This is a genomic window from Vibrio sp. 1S139 (assembly GCF_041439475.1).
In the GTDB taxonomy this organism is placed as follows: domain Bacteria; phylum Pseudomonadota; class Gammaproteobacteria; order Enterobacterales; family Vibrionaceae; genus Vibrio; species Vibrio crassostreae_C.
This window is the reverse complement of the sequence record NZ_JBGOOD010000001.1, coordinates 132,309-155,616: the sequence shown is the minus strand read 5'-3', so window position 1 is coordinate 155,616 and position 23,308 is coordinate 132,309. Positions and strand designations below refer to the sequence as shown.

General features: G+C 44.5%; 21 protein-coding genes, 1 tRNA gene and 1 pseudogene. 1 reads left to right on the top strand and 22 read right to left on the bottom strand.

Annotation, left to right across the window (positions count from 1 at the left end):
• Positions 1 to 186 precede the first annotated feature (186 nt).
• The 5 genes and pseudogenes from ACED46_RS00630 to ACED46_RS00610 all read right to left on the bottom strand — a co-directional run bounded on the left by ACED46_RS00630 (position 187) and on the right by ACED46_RS00610 (position 6,253).
• On the bottom strand, positions 187 to 1,113 hold the full coding sequence (locus ACED46_RS00630; RefSeq protein WP_017063521.1) for a LysR family transcriptional regulator: 927 nt from the start codon (positions 1,111 to 1,113) through the stop codon (positions 187 to 189).
• Positions 1,114 to 1,363: 250 nt separating this feature from the next.
• Positions 1,364 to 2,576: pseudogene (gltS, locus tag ACED46_RS00625) on the bottom strand (sodium/glutamate symporter).
• Between the two features lie 254 nt (positions 2,577 to 2,830).
• Positions 2,831 to 2,921: transfer RNA gene (locus ACED46_RS00620), tRNA-Ser, on the bottom strand.
• 180 nt (positions 2,922 to 3,101) lie between these two features.
• Positions 3,102 to 3,551 carry an L-alanine exporter AlaE gene (locus ACED46_RS00615; RefSeq protein WP_017062062.1) on the bottom strand — a complete coding sequence of 150 codons (450 nt, stop codon included), beginning with the start codon at positions 3,549 to 3,551 and terminating at the stop codon, positions 3,102 to 3,104.
• Between the two features lie 248 nt (positions 3,552 to 3,799).
• On the bottom strand, positions 3,800 to 6,253 hold the full coding sequence (locus ACED46_RS00610; RefSeq protein ID WP_371720714.1) for an ATP-binding protein: 2,454 nt from the start codon (positions 6,251 to 6,253) through the stop codon (positions 3,800 to 3,802).
• A 170-nt stretch (positions 6,254 to 6,423) separates the two neighbouring features.
• Between ACED46_RS00610 and ACED46_RS00605 the strand changes: the two genes are divergently transcribed.
• On the top strand, positions 6,424 to 6,993 hold the full coding sequence (locus ACED46_RS00605; RefSeq protein WP_371720713.1) for a UPF0149 family protein: 570 nt from the start codon (positions 6,424 to 6,426) through the stop codon (positions 6,991 to 6,993).
• Between the two features lie 75 nt (positions 6,994 to 7,068).
• On the opposite strand, the gene ACED46_RS00600 is transcribed toward ACED46_RS00605, so the two are convergent.
• The 17 genes from ACED46_RS00600 to aspS all read right to left on the bottom strand — a co-directional run bounded on the left by ACED46_RS00600 (position 7,069) and on the right by aspS (position 23,297).
• Positions 7,069 to 8,100 carry a potassium channel family protein gene (locus tag ACED46_RS00600; RefSeq protein WP_371720712.1) on the bottom strand — a complete coding sequence of 344 codons (1,032 nt, stop codon included), beginning with the start codon at positions 8,098 to 8,100 and terminating at the stop codon, positions 7,069 to 7,071.
• 174 nt (positions 8,101 to 8,274) lie between these two features.
• Entirely contained in the window at positions 8,275 to 9,336 is a 1,062-nt protein-coding gene (nadA, locus tag ACED46_RS00595) for a quinolinate synthase NadA (RefSeq protein ID WP_010437921.1), read from the bottom strand.
• 233 nt (positions 9,337 to 9,569) lie between these two features.
• The gene (ybgF, locus tag ACED46_RS00590; RefSeq protein ID WP_371720711.1) at positions 9,570 to 10,352 is read right to left on the bottom strand and encodes a tol-pal system protein YbgF; all 783 of its coding nucleotides are present in this window, start codon (positions 10,350 to 10,352) and stop codon (positions 9,570 to 9,572) included.
• A gap of 33 nt (positions 10,353 to 10,385) precedes the next feature.
• Complete coding sequence (gene pal, locus ACED46_RS00585; protein ID WP_017062069.1) at positions 10,386 to 10,928, bottom strand: peptidoglycan-associated lipoprotein Pal; 543 nt, start codon at positions 10,926 to 10,928, stop codon at positions 10,386 to 10,388.
• Between the two features lie 113 nt (positions 10,929 to 11,041).
• Positions 11,042 to 12,394: a Tol-Pal system beta propeller repeat protein TolB gene (gene tolB / locus ACED46_RS00580; protein ID WP_017062070.1), complete on the bottom strand. Its 1,353-nt coding sequence runs from the start codon at positions 12,392 to 12,394 to the stop codon at positions 11,042 to 11,044.
• A gap of 12 nt (positions 12,395 to 12,406) precedes the next feature.
• Positions 12,407 to 13,474 (bottom strand): cell envelope integrity protein TolA, encoded by a 1,068-nt coding sequence (gene tolA, locus ACED46_RS00575; protein ID WP_017062071.1) that lies wholly within the window; start codon positions 13,472 to 13,474, stop codon positions 12,407 to 12,409.
• 13 nt (positions 13,475 to 13,487) lie between these two features.
• Positions 13,488 to 13,931: a protein TolR gene (tolR, locus tag ACED46_RS00570; RefSeq protein WP_017062072.1), complete on the bottom strand. Its 444-nt coding sequence runs from the start codon at positions 13,929 to 13,931 to the stop codon at positions 13,488 to 13,490.
• A gap of 3 nt (positions 13,932 to 13,934) precedes the next feature.
• Complete coding sequence (gene tolQ / locus ACED46_RS00565; RefSeq protein WP_017062073.1) at positions 13,935 to 14,618, bottom strand: protein TolQ; 684 nt, start codon at positions 14,616 to 14,618, stop codon at positions 13,935 to 13,937.
• A complete protein-coding gene (gene ybgC, locus ACED46_RS00560; protein WP_017062074.1) occupies positions 14,608 to 15,045 on the bottom strand; it encodes a tol-pal system-associated acyl-CoA thioesterase in 438 nt (145 codons plus the stop codon). Before ybgC ends, tolQ begins: the two co-directional genes overlap by 11 nt.
• 172 nt (positions 15,046 to 15,217) lie before the next feature.
• Positions 15,218 to 15,520 (bottom strand): cyd operon protein YbgE, encoded by a 303-nt coding sequence (ybgE, locus tag ACED46_RS00555; protein WP_017062075.1) that lies wholly within the window; start codon positions 15,518 to 15,520, stop codon positions 15,218 to 15,220.
• On the bottom strand, positions 15,513 to 15,620 hold the full coding sequence (gene cydX, locus ACED46_RS00550) for a cytochrome bd-I oxidase subunit CydX (RefSeq protein WP_000270284.1): 108 nt from the start codon (positions 15,618 to 15,620) through the stop codon (positions 15,513 to 15,515). The genes ybgE and cydX overlap by 8 nt, the downstream gene beginning before the upstream one ends.
• Before the next feature lie 31 nt (positions 15,621 to 15,651).
• Positions 15,652 to 16,788 (bottom strand): cytochrome d ubiquinol oxidase subunit II, encoded by a 1,137-nt coding sequence (cydB, locus tag ACED46_RS00545; protein ID WP_371720710.1) that lies wholly within the window; start codon positions 16,786 to 16,788, stop codon positions 15,652 to 15,654.
• A gap of 13 nt (positions 16,789 to 16,801) precedes the next feature.
• A complete protein-coding gene (gene cydA, locus ACED46_RS00540; protein ID WP_017062077.1) occupies positions 16,802 to 18,388 on the bottom strand; it encodes a cytochrome ubiquinol oxidase subunit I in 1,587 nt (528 codons plus the stop codon).
• Positions 18,389 to 18,940: 552 nt separating this feature from the next.
• A complete protein-coding gene (ruvB, locus tag ACED46_RS00535) occupies positions 18,941 to 19,957 on the bottom strand; it encodes a Holliday junction branch migration DNA helicase RuvB (protein WP_017062078.1) in 1,017 nt (338 codons plus the stop codon).
• 103 nt (positions 19,958 to 20,060) lie between these two features.
• Positions 20,061 to 20,672, bottom strand: a complete 612-nt coding sequence (ruvA, locus tag ACED46_RS00530; RefSeq protein ID WP_017062079.1) for a Holliday junction branch migration protein RuvA — start codon at positions 20,670 to 20,672, stop codon at positions 20,061 to 20,063.
• A gap of 153 nt (positions 20,673 to 20,825) precedes the next feature.
• Positions 20,826 to 21,347, bottom strand: coding sequence for a crossover junction endodeoxyribonuclease RuvC (gene ruvC, locus ACED46_RS00525; protein ID WP_371720709.1), 522 nt, complete (start codon positions 21,345 to 21,347; stop codon positions 20,826 to 20,828).
• Positions 21,348 to 21,518: 171 nt separating this feature from the next.
• Positions 21,519 to 23,297, bottom strand: coding sequence for an aspartate--tRNA ligase (gene aspS, locus ACED46_RS00520; RefSeq protein WP_017062081.1), 1,779 nt, complete (start codon positions 23,295 to 23,297; stop codon positions 21,519 to 21,521).
• Between the last annotated feature and the right edge of the window lie 11 nt (positions 23,298 to 23,308).

Sequence of the window (23,308 nt, the reverse complement as noted above, 5' to 3'; positions counted from 1 at the left end):
CACAGCTGTCAGTCTAAAACTCGTTTCGTTAATAATTTGTAACTTATTCCGCATGTGTTGACTTAACAATAGAGGTGGCATTGACAAAACATCAATTCGACTCGAAAACAAATCCAGCAGTTTGGAAGTGTGATATTGGCGGTATTTGAAAGCTTAGGTAGGAGTCGCTAAGTAAACTGATTAAGCCTAGATATTGTAAGCGTCATGACTCAAGAAAGTGGCGTTCTCGAGTAAAAAATCCAACAAGGTTTCGGCTTGTAGCGTGAGTGCACGGCCTTTCAAAGATTGAACCTTAACCGTCGCCTTCGATAACATCTCCAACTCGGTCGCAACCACTTCAATCTGCCCTGATTTTATCTCATCGATCACGGTGAGCTTGGGCATAAAGGTGACGCCCAACCCTGCTGAAACAAAGTTTGTCAGTGCAGTGACCGAATTGGTTTGTAGCTTTGGCTGCAAGGTAAGATGGGAAATTTGTTCAGCCTGCTTTACCAGCCTCCCCATGCCGGTCGAGTTATCGATCAAGGCGAGAGAAGCGTCTTGAATATCTTGCATTACCACTGGTGCTTCTTTCATCGTAAGGAAGTGCCCCTTCGGAGCAATCAATTCGAGCGGATGGCTGCGTTCAACGTGAGAGTGCAGTTTAGGATGTGGTGCAGACGCATAGGTTATCGCAAAGTCTATCTGTTGATCTTCCAACATCTTGACTGCATCCAATGCCCCTGCGATCTCAATAGAAAGATTGATATCAGGATAACGAGTCATGAAGGTTTGCATCGGTTTAGAGACCAAGTTAGTAATAAATCCTTCTCCAATCGCGATGCTAACATTACCGCCCTTGAGGTTTTTAAGCTTGGTTAGTCGAGCAAGCACTGCCGCCTCTCCACGAACAATGGAGCGATAGTAGTTCAACAGTTCGTTCCCCGCCTCAGTCAGCAGAGATTGGCGGTTGTTGCGCTCCCATACTTTCATTTCCGCTTGCGCTTCTAACTGTGTCAGCATTCGACTCATCGCGGCAGGGTCAACGTTCATCATCTTAGATGCCTTACGTAACGACCTGTATTTTGATAACGCGTTTAAGTACTCGAGAGCACGGATATTAAAGTGGTGCATTCAACTTCCTTGTAATTCAACTGACACTTAATCAAGCGTCTCACAAATTTGCTGCGAACATATATCCCAATTTATCAAGATCGTAATTGCTCTTACTAACTTGTGCACCGAGTCACTTCAAGGCATTACATCAAAGGTTGATATACGTGTATTTTTTGCTGTAGATAACACAAAGGCGACAACTTTCGTCATCGCCTTTGTGGTCATTATCCCGATGTAAACCTCAAGCAGTCAATAACCGGTCACTTCACTACAGACCAACAAAGAAACTGATCACCAATGCGTTGATCAAATCAACAAAGAAACCACACTAATGGCACCACAATGAACGCTTGTGGGCTTGCGCCATAGCGGTGAGTTACTGCGGTCATGTTCACAATTGCTGTTGCGGTCGAGCCTAGAGTGATACCACCAAAGCCTGAACATATCACCACAGAATCGTAGTTTCTTCCCATCAAGTAATAAACGACAAACACAGTAAACAACAGGGAAAGCAAGATCTGGATACTCATGACAACAGAGATATAGCCAAACAGTCCATCGAGGTCCCAGATACGTAACCCCATCAATGCCATGGTTAAGAACATGCCTAAGCAGATATCAGAGATCATCGCTAAGCCTTTTCGGCCTTGAGCGATTTTCTCTTGTGTACGACGCTTCTTAAACAATGCACGACCGACGTTTCCGATTAAGATACCAGCGATTAAACAGCTAACGAATAACGGCAGTTTTAGGCCCATAGAGTCGATAACTTCACTCAAGCTGTAACCCAGCATTAGTGTTAAGTTAAGAATCAACCACGCCCATAGAACGCCGTAGTGACTAAGATCCGTTTTTGTTTCACTCTCTTGGAATGCACCAACCGTAACCTCTTCTTCATTAGAAGGGCTTACTTTGTGTTTATTGAGCAGGTAGTTGGCAATCGGGCCACCAATCACACACGCTGCAATTAAACCAACCGTGTTTGAAGCGACACCAAGTTCGAGCGCGTTAGCAATACCAAACTCTTCCACAAACATTGGCGCCCACGCTAACGTTGTGCCTACGCCGCCTATCAAGCTAACAGACCCAGATAGCAAGCCTGCTTTAGGATCCATTCCAAAGCCAGAAGCGACTGCCATTCCGACTACGTTTTGCAACACGATAAAAATGGCAGCAAGACACAGTAGGATGAACAACGGTCGCCCACCTTTAATCAGTGTTTTAATATCCGCTTGTAGCCCGATGCCAGCAAAAAAGTAGAGAAGCAAAAAGTCTCTGACATCTAGGCTAAAGGTGATTTGGATTTCAAAAATATAGTAAAGCGCCGCTACGGTCGCTGCGCAGACAAAGCCACCAATCACAGGCTCTGGCAGTGAATACTTTCTTAATACTTCAGATCGCTCAATCAAACCTTTACCGATAAACAGTAACGAAATCGCGATCGTAAAAGAGAGCATTGGAGAAACTAGGGTTTCTGTCATGAGGCTATGGGTTCCTAATAGTTAGATTATTCATAATATTGCGTACTATTAATAATCTAGATTCAGGCCAAAAAATCAAGCGATTATCTATGATAAAAACACCTAATATGGTTAATTCTGCGACGGTATTAATAGAGATTATAACTATAAAGCAATGATTAAAGGAACGGATATTAGGGAGGTATACAGATGAGGTGGGATATAGAGGCTCTAAAACGAGAAAACCCCAGCATTTCTGCTAGGGTTTTGAATAGTGGTGGAAGGATGGGGATTTGAACCCCAGATACGCTATAAACGTATACTCGCTTTCCAGGCGAGCGCCTTAAGCCACTCAGCCATCCTTCCACAAATTGTGTGTTGAGCATGTCACTCAACGAGGCGCTACTTTATTGATTCTGCTTGCTTTGGTCAAGGGGCATTCTCAAAAAAAGTGCCTTTTTCGGTTTGTTCGATTACAAATTAACTCATTAGATCAAAAACAAACCAAATTTCATTCTTTCGCTGCACTTACGCTTGTTGCTTTTCTTAAGCTTGTTGATAGTAGCCAGGAACTCGAAACCATTTACGACACATATCGAGGAAGTAGCCGTAAAGTACGCCCATACCGCACGAGATAACTGCATTACTGGTGACAGCCGTAACGATCTGGTCGCCTGAAGCACCCACTGCCAACAAAATACCCGCATACACTGGAGACTGGAATAACACGTATGCCATCAAATCAGACAAGTTTTTCATCAATGAGCTTTCTGAAAGTTTTGCACCATTGCGTAAGAACCAATCACGAAAAACGCCATAAGGCCAAGCGATAGCAATGTTTACAGGAATAGATAACGTTCGAGAAGCAAGAGATTGCTCAAACGTCATACCAGAAATAAACACTTCTACGATCATGCCAGAAATAAAACAGAAAACGACCATAGCAAATGTATCCGCAGCTGCGTTTCGAATACAAAATGGACCACGAGACTTCATTGACGACAAACCTAAAATATATCACTGCTTAATTAGTGATTTAGTAACATATAAACAAGGCACATTTGCACCTCACCAGATAATGTCGCTATTAAATCACAAGATTAGTAGTCATACACTCCAAATTAAAAATCAAGTTGTAAATTAACAACCAAAAACCACTTTAAAAGCAGTCACTTTCACCAAAAAATCCAACCAAGGTCAAATATTGGACAGTTCGTCATTTACTAACCGTAATTAAACAACATTTAAGCCATAGGTAGATTTACAGTAATGATATTAATGACATCTTGTGTAGGTGGTGATCCTAAAGCAACCTGCTCTAACGCTTTATCGACTTGTTCAGTAAGTTCCGCGTTGTTCATAGCTTCAACGTGGACACGTAGGCTCTCTAGTGCAAATTGAATCAGTTCTAGGTTGTTGTCTTCTAGCGCCACATACAACGTCACTAACAGCTCTTCAGTGTTATCTTTGTTGCGAAGATCAGGTTTAGGCAGTGACTCGCTTTTACTTTTCGAATCGTGTGGTTTTACGTCTTGGCTTTCGAGCTCATCCGCTTTTACTTCATGGTATTGATAAAGCTTATTTGAATAGCGGAACAAGGCATCATCCAGTTCACGCTCGTCAATCGGCTTAGCAATAATATAATCCACACCTGCCCCCAACATACGCTCACGAGTCTCTTTAAAGACATCAGCCGTACAACCAAACACCAATACCGATGACACATCGCCTATCAAAGCACGAATAGCAGTGGTTGATTCAACGCCATCCATCACAGGCATATGGTTATCCATGAGCACCAAATCAAAGCGCTCAGCAACCACGGCTTGTATCGCAAGTTCACCGTTTTCGACGCTCTTACAGGTAAAGCCTTTACTGCTCATGAAGGCTTCAATGATCACCGTATTCGTTCGGTTGTCCTCGACGATCAGTACCTTTAAGCCAGAGTAGTCCAACTTCTTATGTGGCAAACTCTCGATTTCTCCTGGCTGACATGGCTGAATCTTCAAGCGAACATCAAAACTCGTGCCTATCCCTTCTTCACTGGTGACGGTAATACTGCCATCCATCAACTGGGCAATTTTCTTCACAATCGCGAGGCCAAGGCCAGTACCGCCAAAACGCCTTGTGGTCGAAGACTCCGCTTGTTCAAACGGTTTAAAAATACGCTTCTGAGCTTCTTTAGAAATACCAATTCCGGTATCACGAACTCGAATGCTCAGATAGGTGTCACTCCCCTCTACAACTTCTTTCAGGTACACCTCAACAAAGCCTCTGGAGGTGAACTTCACCGCGTTGTTCAATAGATTAAACAAAATTTGGCGAAGGCGAGCTTTATCTGAGAAGTACCAACGACCCGAAGTCACCTCAGAGTACACTTTGAATTGAAGCCCTTTCTCGGAAGACAATGTGTAGTAAACACTGTTAATACTGCCGATGATCGAATCAAGCGGGAAACGCGTTTCATCAAGATCCAACCTGCCCTGCTCGATCTTCGAGAAGTCTAAGATCTCGTTGAGTAGAGTCATCATATGATCGCCGGACTCATACAAGCTCTTAAGATGCTTCTCTTGTTCAGAATTTAGAGGCGTTTTTAATAGGATTTGAGCGGTACCCAATACCCCATTCATCGGAGTGCGAATTTCATGTGACAAGGTCGCAAGGAAAGCGGTTTTTGCATTGGTGGATGCCTGAGCTTTAACCTTTTCCGCTTCGAGATAAATGGTCTTTTCGTTGAAGGTTTTAATCAAATGGCCGATTTCGTCATCACTCGAGTAATCCACATCAATGATTTCGCCGGCTTTCGAACTATCAACCTGTGCTGCAATCCTTGTGATTGGACTAATCAAATAACGGTTCAATAAGTAATACCCCGCCATGACACAAAGTAGCAATAGCGGAACAATACCGCCTTCAATGCTCATCACCTGACGAAACACTTCGTCTTCTACTCGTGATTTGGAGTTCACCACATCCACTTGCCAGCCGAAATCACCAAATTGATTGCTACTGATGTAAATGCCTTCAACGAGATTAAAGTTATGCGAAACCAACACTTGGTTAAGCTTATCTCTGAGCGTAATGCCAAGGTTGTATTCTTCGGCGTGGTTCTTGATAAAACCAAGCAGCTCTTCGAGCGAGAGATCCACCGTGGCAACACCGGCAAAAGTACCGTCGTAATAATAAGGGGAAGACGCCGTAATCATTCGAACGTGTGTGTATGGATCGATATACACATCGCTCCAAGAGATCGTGCCTTGTTTTTGGTTGACGACAGAGGTGTACCAATACTCTTCTTGATAAGGGGCATTTTGGGGGTTGTTGTAAGAATATATCTGGTCGATTATTCCATCGTCGGCTTTATTAAAAAAGTAACTGTTGAGAAGCTTTTTAGAATCAAGCGTATAAGGTTCGGGCCAAATACCGGCACTGACAATCGTATCGTCGCTCGCCGCCAACATGGACTTAAAGAGCGGAATAACATCTTCACCGTTACGATGCGCTTGAGCAAACCCAACGAGACTGTCTACGAAGCCTCGAGAACTACTGAGTGGCTCTGTAATCAATGCGGATAACAGTTGCGTACGCAAGTCGAGGTTTTGTTGTAATTTGGCGCGCACAGGGGATTCTACGACGTAATACGTCACACTACCGACAATGGCAATAAACATCGCAAGGTATAATCCAAGCGCTACCATGCTTTTTTTCTTTAAAGACGACCGTATCTGCATAATTCTTTTATTGTTTTCTTTTCTGTTAAACCTAGTGTTTATCATCCATGACATCAAGCCTTTTTAGATTGAAGCTTGATTGGCACAAGTTCATTGGTACTATAAGCGCAAATATGTTCCCTTTACGGTACCTCACTTTGACTTTACAAGATATTCTTGCGCTTCCAGAGTTGGAAGGAAAGCTAATCACAGAACACAAAACAATGGGCTTTGTCACTGCAATGGCAGCGGCACCGAATGTGTTAACCCCGCATGAGTGGCTACCGTTCTTATGGGGTGGCGAAGAAGTCGCACCTTTTACGGATGGTGAACAGCTAGAAAGCTACATTGAAGTTATCATCGAGCTTTGGAATAAAACCCGCCCAGAACTGATTGAAGGGACTTGGGTTTGGCCTGAAGCTTGTCAATTAGACGACGAAGAAGTGGTGAACACTGCCGCTCGTGATTTTTGTGAAGGCTTGCTTCAAGGCTGGCAGATTGCTCGCGACGATTGGGAAACACTAATGCCTGAAGAGAGCGAAGATAACGCACTCGTTGGCGGTGTCCTGCTGTCACTGAGCATGCTTTACGATCCAGAAACGTCAATTGCTACGCTTGCAGAGCAAGGCATCGAAGGCCTAGAGCAGTTCGAAGAGATCTTTAACGCTGTTCCTGTGATGCTTTGCGGACTAACGCAGCATGGCATTGCACTGGCTGAAGCTCAATAACAGTTAGCTTTATACAAGCCAAAAGGCCTCATTATGAGGCCTTTTTTAGTTTTCAGACGAAATAAAATAGTCGCTTTAGAAGCCTTTCCAATCGAAGTCATCAATTCGCTCATCAGCAATATAAAACAGCTTAGTGCCACTGCTGACCACTTGATCTAACTCTGGGTTGAGTTCAATACCGCTCCCCGTATCAATGGCGATCAGAGTTGCTTGATACTTCTCTTTAAACACTGAGAAAATAGGCGCGACGGTGACAGACTCAGCGTCTTCAGGGAAATACGTTGAATACTGTGTCATGCCTCTTGTTGAGCTCAATAATTCTTGGTGAAGCGCACTGGAACCTGGGTCTACCGCAGCCTTTGCTAGCATCTCAGCACCCACAGCCGGAATACATTCAGAGTTTGGACAATGTTTGTGTAGCAGGTCGCTCAGCGCTTCATCTTTAAAGTAAACAAGAAGGTGCGCTTTAGGGTTTCGGTTGGCACAGTAAAGCGCCGCAGATAACGTAATGTCGTCTTCTGGGTTATCAATCAGGATGCAACTTGCAGACTCAATGCCCGTTTTCTCCATCTCTTTGCCATCGGTGTAGCTGTTTACTTTGACGAAATTGATTTCACCGGGTAACGGGTTCTCGATATCTGAACGCGTACATAGCACGATTGGTCGTTTACCCGTTTCTTCGTGTTGTAGCATGCGGATGAGATGAATGGTTCTTTGCTCATTCCACCCCAACATCAAAATGTGGTTGTCCACTCTAACTCTCCTTTTTCCTAGCAAGCCCGCTCGCCAATATTCAACACCTTCTGTCGCTACCTTACCTAGCAAGGCCGCGAAAAGACTCAGTCCACCCGGAATCACAAACAATATAACGATCCATTGCCCTGCTTCTGTTGTGGGCGATAAATCACCGTAGCCAACCGTAGACGCAGTCACGACTAGGTAGTAAGCGAACGTGGTAAACGAGCTGGTTAGCGCTGTTTCACCCGCTAAATACAAACTCGACCACGACAGAAATACGTAGCCTAAGAAGGTGAACAGTAAGTTTTTTCCATTCAAAACAAAGATATTTGCTTTGACCCAACGTTTGAGTTGTAACCAGATTATCATTCGAGCCTCAAATCCTTCGATCTTACTTACATGCTAGAAAAAATACCTGATATCAACAAGATGTATCATCAGAAAAAGATACATGACCACAAGATTGATACTAGCGAGCTATCTTTAGACACAAAAAAACCAGCACTATTGGCTGGTTTTTCGTTGGTTAGATAAAAGAACGGCTTACGCGTTACCTTTTACCTGCACATTTAACTGCTCAGCAAAATCTAGCATGCGGTTCAGTGGGATAAGAGACTTCACACGCAGTTCGTCAGAAACGAAGATCTCGTGTTGCTCACCACCGTTCTCAAGCGCATTTTCAATCGCTTCAAGGCCATTCATCGCCATCCAAGGACAGTGTGCACAGCTGCGACAAGTTGCACCAGCACCCGCTGTTGGCGCTTCAATCAGTTCTTTTTCAGGAACCAATTGCTGCATCTTGAAGAAGATGCCTTTGTCTGTCGCCACGATCATCTGTGGGTGAGGAAGCTCTTTCGCCTTCTTAATAAGCTGGCTTGTTGAACCTACAGCATCCGCCAGTTCAACCACACTTGCTGGTGATTCTGGGTGAACCAAAATAGCCGCTTCTGGGTATACCGATTTCATTTTCTTCAAAGCATCAGCTGAGAACTCATCATGAACGATACACTCACCTTGCCAAAGCAGCATGTCGGCGCCAGTTTGATTTGCGATATAAGAACCTAGGTGACGGTCTGGGCCCCAAATAATGGGTTTGCCTTCGGCGTCTAGGCTTTCAACGATTTCTAAAGCGATACTCGACGTAACCACCCAGTCTGCACGAGCTTTAACAGCCGCAGAGGTGTTCGCGTATACAACCACGGTATGGTCAGGATGAGCATCACAAAATTCTGTAAATTTATCAGCAGGACAGCCAAGGTCAAGTGAACATTCCGCTTCCAGCGTTGGCATTAATATGCGCTTCTCGGGAGTCAGAATCTTTGCAGACTCACCCATGAAACGAACACCAGCGATGATCAGCGTACTTGCTGAATGACGGTTACCAAACTTGGCCATTTCCAATGAATCGCCAACAAAACCACCAGTATCTTCAGCCAGAGCCTGAATTTCAGGGTCTGTGTAGTAGTGTGCAATTAGAACTGCATCTTTTTCTTGAAGTAGTGTTTTGATATTCGCGATGTGTGCCTGTTTCTGAGCATCACTCAAAGGAACTGGCTTAGGCGGAAACGGGTAAACTGTATCAATTTTATCTAGTATATGACTCATTGCTCTTGCTCTACGCAACTTCTTCCGAGAATCCGAGTATTCTACACAGGACAGCGATTGGGATCAAAAAGGATTGGTTGCAAACGGCTACTCGCTAATACTCAAAAAGCATAAACAAGTCTTTATGTAACTATTACGAAGGGAGTAACTGGTTACCTAACAGCAGTAAGCCAGTATTTATCGAAATACTGCGGATATAAAAAAAGAGGTACCTAAGCACCTCTATTTTTGATTTATAAGTGAGTCTTAGCCACTTTTGCCGAGGCACTGTTTGGATACTCGGTCACGACTTGTTGGTAATATTTTTTAGCTTGCGTCGCATTGTTGTTACGCGTTGCTATATCACCAAGCTTAACCAGAGCATCTGCTCGCTTATTTGAGTCTTTGTAAGATACAACAGCGGCAAAACTTTTCACGGCTTCTTTATCTTGCTTCTTAGCAAAATAAAGCTGACCTAACCAGTAATGAGAATTAGGCGTGAAGGTAGAATCTGGGAAGTCTTTTTGAAACTTTTGGAATGCAGCGATAGCACCCGTGTAGTCTCGTTGCTTTAGAATCATATCTACAGCATTTTGATAAGCAGTTTGCTCATCCACATCAGTACTGAACGTACCAGAAGCGTCTTTAGAGCCTTCGCTCGCCGCCACTGCTACCGTTGCTGTTCCTGCTGCTTTCACCTCGCCTCTTACGCGATCCAGTTCAATGAACAGTTCACGCTGACGCTCTAGCATTTGCTTCATATCGTAGCTGTTTCGTTCCAGCTCACCACGAAGTTCACTGATCTCCAGTGCCATGTCGTCGATTTGCTGTTGCATTTGAAGCTGAACGAGATTGCGATTTTGAAGCAGGCGCTCTAAACGCTCAATATCTGATTCGTTAGATGCTGATCGAGAGGAAGATGATGAATTGGTTGCGGTGCTATTGAGATCGGATACTGGAGCTGGTGCAGCGAACGCGGTGTTCGCTGCACTTGCCAGTAACGAAAGCAAAATGACTCGCTTTGTGTTACTGAACATGAGGCAATTCCTCAATTATATAGTCTACTAAAATTAGTAAACTAGTACTGCGCGACGGTTTTTAGCGTACACATCTTCAGATTGACCTAGAAGAAGTGGCTTCTCTTCACCGTAGCTTACGATAGAGATTTGGTCAGCTTGAACACCTAGAGCTTGTAGGTATTTCGCTACAGCTTGTGCACGACGCTCGCCAAGTGCGATGTTGTACTCAGGAGTACCGCGCTCATCAGCGTGACCTTCGATAGTAACGTTCATGTCAACGTTCTTAACTAGGTATGCTGCGTGAGCTGCTAGCATTTCTTCGTAATCGCCAGCGATAGTAGAGTTATCGAATGCGAAGTAGATTGTTTGAGTTTCACGTAGCGCTTGCTCTTTAAGCTCTTGCTCAGACAGTTGACCGTTAGCGTCAATTGGCGTTACAACAGTTGTGTCTACATTGCCTTCTGAACCTGAAGTTGTTTGGTTGCTTTCAGTACCAGATGTTGCAGATGTTGCTTCATCAGTTGAGCTACATGCCGTTACTGCCATCACTGGTAGTGCAATCATCAAGCCTTTAAGAACTTTGTTAAGTTGCATCTTTTTTTCCTTACGTTATCAAACTTAGTTTCTACAGCGACTAAGAGTGCTATAGATAGTTAAATGCCACAATAGTTAACACTATCAATAGCTAAAAGAATATGTAATTTTCCCTAGAGGAACGGTGACCATGCAGGCGCTCTTACGCGTCCGTTAGTTGCCGGTAATCTAGCTTTAAAACGTCCATCGATAGAAACCATCGATAGTACATTTGTTTTGTTGTAAATAGAGCTATAGATAACCATACCTCCATTCGGTGCAATACTTGGAGACTCATCTAACAATGTTTTTGTTAGTACCTGAACCGCACCGGTTTCCAAATCTTGCTTAGCCAAGTTAAAACCTGAGTTGCTGCGATTCACCATGATCATGAATCGACCATCAGGAGTGATCTGGCCACCTAAGTTTTGGCTACCTTGCCAAGTAATACGAGAAGTCGAATTATTGGACAAATTTACATTATAAATCTGTGGTTTACCACCACGATCCGATGTGAAAATAAGAGACTTGCCATCTGGGTGCCAGAATGGTTCAGTATTATTCGAACGGCCGCGGGTAATTTGAGTCAGCTTACGGCTAGCAAGGTCAAGTGTGTACACCTGAAGGCTGCCCGTTTTCGACAATACCAATGCCAATGTTTTACCATCTGGCGAGAATCTTGGCGCACCATTGTGACGAGGGTATGACGTCACTTTCTCACGTTCACCCGTGTAAATATTCATGATGAATATTTCAGCTTGGCCATTCTGGAAGCTCACATAAGCTAGCTTTTTGCCGTCTGGTGACCATGCTGGAGACATGAGAGGCTGCTTAGAACGAAGTACTAAACGCTCGTTAAAGCCATCGTAGTCAGCAACACGAAGTTGATACGGGTACTTGTCTTTATCGTTCACTACCACGTAAGAGATACGAGTTAAGAACGCGCCTTTCTCACCAGTTAGCTCTTCATACACTAGGTCTGAGATACGGTGTGCGTACTCTCTCAAGCGATTACCAGGAACCGTAGCCTTCTTATTGAATAGAACGTGATCTTTAGAAAGCACTAATTGGCCTTCATCACTCAGCGCACGACTTTGTCCTTTGGTCAGTTGACCACGAACAATGTCGATCAATTGGTAATTCACCACATACTGCCCTTCGGCATTTTTAGTGATACTACCGGTAAGCAATGAGTCAACACCTAGGTTAGTCCAAGCATCAAAGTTAACCTCAGTTTCGCTGTAAGGCGTTTGAGGCATTTTGCTTGTCGCAACTGGGCTGAATTTACCACTGCGCTGTAAGTCAGAAGCGATAACCGCTGATACATCGTGTGGCAATGGCTCTGAGCCTTCCCAACGGAAAGGTACAATAGCGATAGGTCTTGCAGAGTTAATACCGTCTGTAATAACCAGCTCCAGCGCTGCATGTGCAAACTGGCTGCTTGTAGCTATTAAGAAAACAAAACTCAGTAATAGTTTCTTTAACACAAGTTCGTCCTTTTACTCTGGTGATACAGTTAAGTTAATGTCTTTCAGTGAGTTCACAATGTCTGGGTCTTTAGGCAACGGGTAAGATTGTACTTGTGCCACCGCACGCTTGGTTGCTGCACATAAACGGCTATCGCCATCTAAGATACTCAAACTACCCAATATCGCGTTAGAGCCCGTTGGAATCAGCTTAAGGTTCACTCGACATGAGCGTCCTCGATAGCTGTCTTCTAACAACAGGTTCTGTTGAATCAGTTGGGTATAGATAGCCCCGTAACGTTGCGCTTCATCAGTGATAAATTGTTGTCTTGCTGAAGAGTTTTGAGTCGCTTCCGTTTCAAGCCCAGCAAAGATATCGTTCAATGCGGCTTCTTGTTGTTTACGCTCTTTTTCTGCTTTTGCTGCAGCTTCTTTTGCCTTACGGGCTTTCTCTGCTGCGGCTGCCGCTTCTTTCTCTTTCGCTATGCGTTGCTTTTCCGCGAGTTCAGCGGCTTCTTTCTCTTTACGAGCTTTGTCTGCTGCCTCTTTCGCTGCTTTTTCTTTTGCCACGCGTTCTTGTTCAGCTTTTGCGATTGCCGCTTCTTTGGCTTTACGCTCGTTCTCGGCTTTCACTAACGCAGCTTCTTTTAGCTTACGGTCAGCTTCGGCTTTAGCGGCTTTCTTTTGCTCTTGCTGTAAACGCGCTTCTTCAGCTTTGCGTTGTTTCTCTTTCTCAACTCGACGCTTTTCAGCTTCACGAGTTGCTTTAGCTTCTTTCGCTTGCTGTTCTTTTAGCTTGCGAATATTTTCTTCTTCAGCTTTACGATTCTTTTCAAGTCGTTCGCTTTCACGTCTTAGTTTGTCAAGACGCTCTTGCTCTTTCTTGCTTGCCGCTTCTCTTTGTTGACGAATCTGTTGAGCTTGCTGGCGAACCAACTGAGGATCAATCACCACTGCTTGAACCATCTGCCCTGTAGGCTTTGGCTCTGACATCGTGAAATCCGCCCCCCAAATGAGCGCAACGAATAAAATGACGTGCAGCCCAAGAGAAATAAGAAGCGGTGATCTGAAATTATTGGATTTTTTATTATTCGCTTTCATGAATGCTACGGAGCTATTCCCTTATATCCGTTAAAAGGCCAACCTTTGGCACACCTGCACGGCTTAATTCATCAAGTAATAAAACCACTTCAGCGTATGGCGTTGCGGCATCACCACCAACCGCCACTGGAGAGTTTGGCTTCAGAGACAACTCGGCTTTCACACGGACGATAATATCTTCCATTGATAAGCCACGCTGTACTTCTTCGTCATTAACGCTCAAGCCAAGTTCACCGTCTTTGTTCACTTCAACGATGATGAAACTTGCATTGTCGTCACCCAGTAGGTCTTGTGCCGATTTAGCCGTTGAAGCCTGAGGCAATTCAACGTCAACGCCTTGAGTAACAAACGGCGAAGTCACCATAAAAATGATCAGCAAAACAAGCATAACGTCGATGTAAGGTACAACGTTAATCTCTGCTGTCATTTTGCGTTTTTTAGGTTGGTATCCAGCCATCTATTATTCCCTGCCAGCCATCGCTTGACGGTGAAGAATACTGTGAAACTCTTCAGAGAAAGTCGCGTAGTTGTGTTCTAGCTTGCCTACTCGGCTGCTGAAGCGGTTGTACGCCATTACCGCTGGAATCGCAGCGAATAGACCCATTGCTGTTGCGATCAGTGCTTCTGCAATACCAGGGGCAACCATTGCGAGCGTCGCTTGCTTCACTTCACCTAGTGCGATGAATGAGTGCATGATGCCCCAAACCGTACCAAATAGGCCGATGTATGGGCTGATAGAGCCAACAGTCGCCAAGAAAGGTAAGTTAGTTTCTAGTTCATCGACTTCACGAGCAACGGCAACGCGCATCGCACGGCCAGTGCCTTCCATAATGAAGTCAGGTGATGTTGCATTCGATTTACGAAGGCGAGCGAACTCAGTAAAGCCTGCGTAGAAAATTTCTTCAGTACCAGAAAGCTCGTCTTTGCGTTTGTTGCTCTCTTGGTACAGTTTTGCAAGATCAACGCCTGACCAAAATTTGTCTTCAAACACTTCTGTTTGTTTAGAAGCTTGAGATAACACTTTACTTCTTTTTATGATCATCGCCCAAGAAACAACAGACATGCCCATAAGAGTCAGCATGACCATCTTAACGAGTAAACTAGCCTCTAAAATTAGGCCTAAGATTGAGATTTCAGCAGTCACTATTCGTTAACTCCGTGAGAATAAATGTTGGCATTGCTTTGGGTTTCATTTTTTGATTATCGATACATGCTACCTTAACCATTGCTTTACACAATGCCTTGCCATCAGGATTTACGATCTCTTGACAGAAGACCAAGGTAGCTCGCTTCAACTCGTAAATATTTGTAATGACTTGTAAAGAATCATCAAGACGCGCGCCTTGAATAAAATCAATGTCCATATGTCGGACTACAAAACCGATGTTTTGTTCTAACAATACTTGCTGAGAAACGCCAATTGAGCGCAACATCTCAGTTCGAGCGCGTTCGAAAAACTTAAGATAGTTTGAATGGTATACAACGCCACCCGCATCGGTGTCTTCGTAATACACAGTCACTGGCCACGTAAATAGCTTAGATAATCCCTGCAATTTGCTACCACAATCCAAAACGATAAAGATCTCACTATAACCTAACTCCTTATCATTAATAGTATATCGCTGTGAATTTTTTGATTTAAGAGACGAAAAAAAAGGCCATCTGTATAAGATGACCTCTTTTTGGCTAAAAACCCAACAAGTATAAAGGCTCACGTTGTTATGAACCTAAATCCTTTGCCTTTTATAGAAGGCGCAGCACCGTTAGGTAGAGCAAAATTGTGAGTGAAACATATGGGCTAAACAGTAGCTGCCACATCCAAGCTCTTGGCTTAAATCCGATACCGTAAACCATGCTTGAGCATACTGCCCAAATAAACATTGGTCCGATGATCGCGTTAAAGCCACCGATGCTTGTCGCATACGCTTCAGGATCCCACATCACTAAACCCACATGCATGAAACCCAATACTAGGGCTAAGGCTCTAAGCAGAGTCTTATCCATTGGTTGATGCAGCTTAGCGATTTGCTCTGCGAGATTACTCACTGTCTTTGTCCATCATTTCTGAATGCTCTAGCCATAGAGCATTGATGATGCCGAATGCACATGCTAGAAGTACACCCAAAATCCATGCGAAATACCACATAAAATTTCTCCTAAGTTATTTAACTTCTAGCTTAGTAAGCTGAAACGTCGTTATCTTCGATGTGTTTCTTATCTAGACGACCGAACATTTTGTAGTATGTCCAAGTTGTGTAGCCAAGAATCACAGGAACCATTACCGCCGCAACGACAGTCATAAGACCAAGCGTTAGCTCACTCGCTGTTGAATCCCACATAGTCAAGCTTTGGTTAGGGTTCAGGCTTGATGGCATTACGAATGGGAACATTGCAAAACCAGCCGTTAGAATAACACCAGCGTTCGATAGGCTTGAGAACAAGAATGCGAAACCACCACGCTCAAAGCGAGATGCAATCACAGCAAGCAGTGGCATTGCTACACCAAGGATCGGCGCAACCCACATTGCTGGATAAGTTTCGAAGTTTGTCATCCAAGCACCCACTTGAAGTGATACTTCTTTGTTTAGTGGGTTTGAGTCAGCAAACGTATCGATAGTGCTCGTAATTACATAGCCTTCGATAGATTGAACCCAGAAACCACCAATAACGAATAGAGCAATAGCAATTAGGCCAGTGATCTGAGCAACGTTACGAGCACGAGCGTGCAGCGCTTCTGTTGTCTTCATTTGAAGCCATGTTGCACCTTGCATCACGAACAACATCAGAGCCAACACACCACAAAGCAATGCAAATGGGTTAAGCAGAGCGAAGAACGTACCATGGTACTTAGACATCATAAATTCGTTCAGTTCAAATGGAACACCTTGTAGTAGGTTACCAAATGCCACACCGAAAATGATTGGTGGTACTGCGCCACTAAAGCAAAGTGCGTAGTCCCAAGTTTTGCGCCATTTTGGATCTTCGATCTTAGAGCGGTAGTCAAGAGCAAGTGGACGTAACCAAAGTGCAGCTAGCGTTACGTACATTGCGAAGTAAAAACCAGAGAAAGACGTCGCGTAAACCAGTGGCCATGCAGCAAACAATGCACCACCCGCAGTGATAAGCCAAACTTGGTTACCATCCCAGTGAGGGGCAATCGTGTTTAGCATAATACGACGTTCAGTGTCGCTCTTACCGATAACAGGTGACAGAGCGGCAACACCCATATCAAAGCCATCAGTTACGGCGAAACCAACCAGTAGAACACCGATCAATACCCACCAAATAAGTCGTAAGCTTTCGTAATCAAACATAATATTCCCTCACTTATACTTCAACTGAACGGCTAACTTTGTCTTCAACAGAGTTATCGTTTTGTTCGAAGTGGTAACGGCCTGTCTTCAAGCTACTTGGACCTTTACGTGCGAATTTCAGCATTAGGTAAACTTCAGCAATCAAGAACACTGTGTAAAGTGCCAGGATAGCGAATAGAGAAGTCCAAAGCTGTTCAATAGTCAGTGCTGATGCAGCAACGTTAACCGGTAGGATTTCACCAACCGCCCATGGTTGACGACCAAACTCAGCAACGAACCAACCTGCTTCAATCGCAATCCAAGGAAGTGGGATTGAGAATAGCGCAGCTTTAAGTACCCATGGTTTCTGTTCGATTTTCTGACGACACGTTTGAACAAACGCAGCACCGAATACAAACAGCATGATGAAGCCACAAGCAACCATCAGACGGAATGACCAGAATAGAGGCCAAACTGTTGGGATAGAATCATCCGCAGCCATTTGGATTTGGTCTTCAGTTGCATCAACAACGTCGTCTGTGTAGCGCTTAAGAAGCAAGCCGTAACCTAGGTCACCTTTCACTTCGTCGAACGCAGCCATGTTTTCTTCAGACTTATCGCCTGCACGTAGCTTTTCAAGCAGCTCGTACGCGTACATACCAGTACGGATACGATCAACGTGGTCATCACGTAGGTCACGTAGGCCCGTTACTTCAGTATCAAGCGAACGCGTTGCGATGATACCCATTACGTAAGGAATTTTAATTGCGTAGTCAGTATTCATTGTCTCTTGGTTCGGAATACCAAAAACAGTAAATGCTGCTGGTGCTTCTTCAGTGTGCCATTCCGCTTCTACAGCAGCGAGCTTCACTTTTTGAACTTCACCAAGCTCGTAACCAGATTCATCACCTAGTACGATTACTGACAAGATCGCCGCCATACCGAAAGACGCTGCAATCGCGAAAGAACGACGAGCAAAGGCAAGATCACGACCTTTAAGAATGTAGTATGAGCTGATACCAAGGATGAACATTGCACCCGTTGTGTAACCAGACGCTACTGTGTGTACGAATTTAACTTGTGCTACTGGGTTTAGTACAACTTCAGCGAAGCTCACCATTTCCATACGCATAGTTTCAAAGTTAAATTCCGCACCCACTGGGTTTTGCATCCAGCCGTTTGCTACCAAGATCCAAAGCGCAGAGAAGTTAGAGCCAAGTGCTACTAACCAAGTTACCGCTAAGTGCTGACGCTTTGACAGTCTGTCCCAACCGAAGAAGAATAGGCCAACAAAAGTAGACTCTAGGAAGAATGCAACAAGCGCTTCGATAGCTAGCGGAGCACCAAAAATGTCGCCAACATAGTGAGAATAGTAAGACCAGTTAGTACCAAACTGGAACTCCATGGTTAAGCCTGTCGCTACACCAAGAGCAAAGTTAATACCAAACAATTTACCCCAGAACTTGGTCATGTCCTTGTAAATTTGCTTGCCAGTCATTACATAAACTGACTCCATAATGGCAAGTAGAAATGCCATACCTAAAGTCAGTGGAACAAATAGGAAGTGATACATCGCTGTAAATGCAAACTGCAATCGCGACAGATCAACAACATCAATCATGGTAACTCCTTTGTGTCGGCTGAATGACACTTGTGTGATTATTCACCGCAAAAATCCATGTTAAAACAGTTTATGTAATTGTTATTACAAGTTGAAATTTGTAGCAAAAACGTACCGTTATAGTTAGACTATTGTTAAGCATGAGCTAATATAGCTGGCGCTAATATTACTGGTAAAATCAGTATGTTTCAAAAGGTTTATGGGAGAACCCTGCGTTGATTTGTATCAAATTTATTCGAGCAAATTAGAGTTATTTTTGTACAATTATGATTAAAATCACACCAATTATGCTTGTCTTAATAACAGCGCATGATATCTGTGACAAATGCTCAGCACCGCCTCAACATCCGAATTACAACTACCTATAAAGTATTAACAAAAAATATGACAACTTATTTCATTTCCTGTTATCTAAATCAAACCTGAAATCAAAGTTTCCATTTTTGAAGCTCCCTTTTCGATCTTTTTATCGACTCGCTCAAAGAGTTGTTATTCAGTAAAAAGCAAAAAAAACCAGCGCTTATGCAACTGGGATCTTTAAAAATGAATAATTTAACGATTGGAGGGTTTATCTATTCCAAAGTGTAAATACGCTCTGTCGGTCGCGATTCGACCTCTTGGCGTCCTTTGTAGGTAACCTTGTTGAATCAAGTAAGGTTCTAACACATCTTCAATAGTGTCTCTCTCTTCACCAATCGCGGCAGCCATGTTGTCGATACCTACCGGACCACCACCAAACTTCTCCATAATCGCCAGCAGAAGCTTTCTATCCATGTAGTCGAAACCTTTAGCATCGACATCCAACATGTTTAGCGCTTTGTCAGCAACCTCCGGACAAATATGCCCGTCGCCTTTTACTTCCGCATAATCACGAACACGGCGCAGTAGACGGTTAGCAATACGTGGCGTACCACGAGCTCGGCGAGCAACTTCTAGCGCCCCTTCGGACTCCATAGAAAGACCAAGGCAATCTGCACTGCGCTGAACGATGTTTTGTAGATCTTCAACCTTGTAGTACTCAAGACGCTGAGTAATACCAAAACGGTCACGTAACGGCGATGTCAGTGAGCCAGCACGAGTGGTTGCGCCAATCAAAGTAAAAGGAGGAAGGTCAATCTTGATAGAGCGTGCCGCTGGGCCTTCACCAATCATGATATCTAATTGGTAGTCTTCCATTGCAGGGTACAACACCTCTTCAACCACAGGGCTTAAACGGTGAATCTCATCAATGAACAGGACATCATTTTCTTCGAGATTGGTCAGTAACGCCGCTAGGTCGCCTGCTTTTTCTAGAACAGGGCCTGAAGTCGTACGAATGTTGACATCCATCTCATTGGCAACAATGTTCGCCAACGTGGTTTTACCCAAGCCTGGAGGGCCAAATATCAACAGATGGTCGAGCGCCTCGTTACGCAGTTGTGCCGCTTTGATGAAAATCTCCATCTGGCCACGAACGTGATCCTGACCTTGATAGTCAGCCAGTGCTTTAGGGCGTATTGCACGATCAATGACATCTTCATCTTTGAATACTGGGTTATCCGGTGCAATAAGGCGATCGGCTTCAATCATAAATTCTGCTATTCCTAACTATGCTCTTGTTGACTCTGCGCTTCTTGACTCTGTGTAAAGGCAAAGTGAATGAGTCTATTTTGTCGAACAAGTATATTGGGTATTAAACCATCGATTTCAGAGCTTCGCGAATCAACTGTTCGCTGGTCATGCCATCTTTAGCCACTTGAGAAACCACCTTGGAAGCTTGAGTCGGCTTGTAGCCTAATGCAAGTAGCGCACTTACCGCTTCTTCTTCCGCGTCGTGAACGGTTGGCATAGAATCAATCGGAGCTGCATCTGTCGCTGGAGTAAACAAGTCACCCGCGCCCCACCCTTTCAGGCGGTCTTTCATTTCAACAACCAGACGTTCAGCGGTTTTCTTACCCACACCCGGAAGTTTAACCAGCGTCGAGATGTCTTCACGTTCAACACTTTGAACAAACTGGCTAGCCGTCATGCCTGAAAGAATGCCAAGGCCTAGCTTAGGGCCCACACCGTTCGCTTTGATCACTTCACGGAACAGCGCACGCTCTTTAACCGTGTTAAAACCATAAAGTAGCTGCGCATCTTCACGTACAACAAAGTGCGTGTAGATGATTGCCTCTTCGCCCACGTTTGGTAATTCGTAAAAACAGCTCATTGGCATTTGAACTTCATAGCCAACGCCACTCACTTCGATTAGTAATTCTGGTGGCTGTTTTTCTATTAATGTACCGCGTAGACGTCCGATCACAATTCACTCTCTTGATGGAATATAATTTGAGGGACAGAATATAAAAGAACTGGATGCTTATCCAGTTCTTTGTGTTTATTAGGATGATTTATTTAAGCTTGCTTAGCTTAAGAAACCGAATGATTCTGTCTTCAGAAACGCCATAGCCTATGGTTATCGGTAACGCCCTTTTCTTGCGCCTGTCGCTTTACCAGCAAGAGCTAACAAGGTTTTATTGGTGTTGGCGTGAGTGATCGCTACGCCTAGAGCATCGGCAGCATCGGCCTGTGGTTTAGCGGGTAACTTAAGCATGTTCATCACCATGTTCTGAACCATAGACTTGTCCGCACCACCATTACCCGTCACCGCTTGCTTAATTAAACGAGCCGCGTATTCATGAACAGGCAAATCCGCATTTACAGCCGCTACGATCGCGCTGCCCCTAGCTTGCCCAAGCTTAAGCGCTGAGTCTGCATTCTTCGCCATGAAGACCTGTTCTATCGCAAACACATCCGGTTGAAACTGAGTGATGATTTCGCTCACACCGGCGTAGATTTGTTTGAGTCGGCCCGGCAGGTCTTTTTCAGAGGTGCGAATACAACCGCTACCTAAGTAATATAGATGGCGACCATTTTGACGAATCACGCCATAGCCGGTAATACGCGAGCCAGGGTCAATTCCTAAGATAATAGACATAACTTCAATACTGATTATTTATACATGCTTTATGAGCTTAGTATATCGAACGCAAAAAAAAATGCCCGTCAAATTAACGGGCATTCTCTAATTTACTGGCAAGTCTTGGCTAATTAATTGAGAGCTCTCTATCAACTAGGATCTCTTCATCAACAAGAAAAGATAACAGGCTTACGCTTGCTCTTTTTTCTCTGCCAATTTAACTGCGATTGCTAGCTCTTCCAGTGATGCTGGGTTCGCTAGGCTTGGCGCGTCTGTCAGTAGACATGCTGCAGCTGTTGTTTTCGGAAATGCGATAACGTCACGGATGTTCTCAGTACCACAAAGCAGCATTGCTAGACGGTCAAGACCGAATGCTAGACCAGCGTGCGGTGGCGTGCCGTACTTAAGCGCTTCAAGTAGGAAGCCGAACTTCTCTTGTTGCTCTTGTGCTTCGATACCTAGGATACCAAATACCGCTGTTTGCATTTCTGCGTTGTGGATACGTACAGAACCGCCGCCTACTTCGTAGCCGTTGATTACCATGTCGTATGCATCAGAATTTGCTGCTGCTGGGTTCGCTTTTAGCTCTTCCGCGTTCACACCTAGTGGTGATGTGAATGGGTGGTGCATTGCGTGTAGGTTACCTTCGCCGTCTTCTTCGAACATTGGGAAGTCAACAACCCACAGTGGAGCCCATGCAGATGTGTCTGTTAGCTCTAGATCCGTACCTAGTTTAAGACGAAGTGCGCCCATTGCTTCAGCAACGATGCCCGCTTTGTCTGCGCCGAACAGAATGATATCGCCAGATTCAGCTTGAGTACGATCTAGAATACCGTTGATTACGTCTTCGCTTAGGAATTTAGCAACTGGAGATTGAATACCTTCCATGCCTGCAGCACGGTCGTTAACCTTCATCCAAGCTAGGCCTTTCGCGCCGTAGATGTTTACGTGTTCAGCGTAGCCGTCGATTTGCTTACGAGTTAGCTTAGCACCACCTGGAACACGGATAACTGCTACGCGACCTTTTTCGTCGTTAGCTGGGCCAGAGAATACCTTGAATTCAACATCTTTAACCAAGTCAGCAACGTCCACTAGCTCTAGTGGGTTACGTAGATCTGGCTTATCAGAACCGAAACGACGAATCGCTTCAGAGAAAGGCATTACTGGGAATTGACCTAGTTCAACATCTAGAAGTTCTTTCCACATATCGTGAACAAGCTTCTCAGTCACGTTACGTACTTCTTGAGAAGTCATGAAAGATGTTTCGATATCGATTTGAGTAAATTCAGGCTGACGGTCAGCACGTAAATCTTCATCACGGAAACATTTAACGATTTGGTAGTAACGGTCAAAACCAGACATCATCAGCAGTTGCTTGAAAAGCTGAGGAGATTGAGGAAGTGCGTAGAAGCTACCTTTGTGAACACGGCTTGGAACTAGGTAGTCACGAGCACCTTCTGGTGTCGCTTTCGTTAGTACTGGCGTTTCGATGTCTAGGAATAAGTTCTCATCTAGGAAACGACGAACGAAGCTAGAAGCACGTGCACGAAGCTTAATACGGTCGCTCATTTCTGGACGACGAAGATCGATGTAACGGTACTTAAGACGCTGCTCTTCAGAGTTCGTTTGGTTGAAGTCTAGTGGAAGCGCTTCTGAACGGTTAATGATCTCTAGACCCGTCGCGTAAAGTTCTACTTCACCAGTAGCCATGTCTTTATTTACTTGGCTGTCCGGACGAACTCGTACTTCACCAGTAAACTTGATACAGAATTCATTACGCAGTTGGTTAGCGATCGGGAAGATATCTTTCATATCTGGATCGACAACAACCTGAACGATGCCTTCACGATCACGCATATCAATAAAGATAAGACCGCCTAAATCACGGCGACGGTTTACCCAGCCGCACAATTCTACAGTTTGTCCCGCCAGGGACTTGTTCAGGTTACCACAGTAATGGGTACGCATAATGAATTTCC